This window comes from Arthrobacter sp. Y3225116 (genome assembly GCF_059091245.1).
In genome coordinates this window covers 1-803 of record NZ_JBNHGL010000511.1, presented here as the reverse complement: position 1 = coordinate 803, position 803 = coordinate 1, and the positions used below count along the sequence as shown (strand labels likewise).

Annotated in this window: 1 protein-coding gene; it reads right to left on the bottom strand. The window is 74.3% G+C overall.

Annotation, left to right across the window (positions count from 1 at the left end; genetic code table 11):
- Nucleotides 1–710 (bottom strand): NUDIX domain-containing protein (locus tag AC5RV2_RS18670; RefSeq protein ID WP_494093568.1); only part of this gene is annotated, 710 nt, incomplete at its 3' end.
- Nucleotides 711–803: the final 93 nt, after the last annotated feature.

Sequence of the window (803 nt, the reverse complement as noted above, 5' to 3'; positions counted from 1 at the left end):
GGACCCGCCAGCCCGGCGGGGGCGGCCTCCTTCGCGGCGCCCTCCAGTACGACGACGGTGCGCGGCCACACCGTGCCGGCGGGCACTTCCAGCAGGCCCGCGGGAAGCCCCGCCGCCAGGCTGGCGTGGAGCGATGCGAGCAGCCGGCGGGCGACGCCGGGGCGGTCCTTCCACCAGCCGTCCGGCCGGGAGCCGACCACGTTCGCCGCGTCGACCACAAGCACCGGCGGGTGCTCCAGCAGCGTGCGCAGCCGCGGCCATGCCTCGCCGAAGTGCGGATGCAGCGGCAACTGGTCCACCTCATCCAGCGGGACCCAGGCCAGCGCCAGGCTCTCGGCGTCGGTGATTTCCGGTTCGAACGGGCGAACGGTCCTGGCGGCGGCGGTTGTGTAGGACCAGAAGCCCAGGTCAAGGACCGAGGTAAACAGCGGGGCCAGCGCGTCGAGCGGGACGTCGGCTTCCTCGGTGGCCTCGCGGAGGGCTGCATCGACGGCCGGTTCGTCCTGATGCCTCGCCCCGCCGGGGATTCCCCAGGTGCCGCCGAAATGGCTCCACTTTGCGCGGTGCTGGAGCAGGATGCCGCGCTCGCGGTCCACCGCCAGCAGCCCGGCGGAGCCGAACCGGCCCCACATCCGGGTACCGTCCGGCCCCTCCACCCAGGCGTCGCCGGGATCGCGCGGACCGTGGAATGGCGGCGGGGTTTCAGTCATGATTCCAGCTTGCCACGGTCGGCGGGGCCAGGTGGAGGTCGAGGCGCGGCCCGCGGCGGAGCCAGGTGGAGGGCGAGGAGCGGCCCGTGGCGC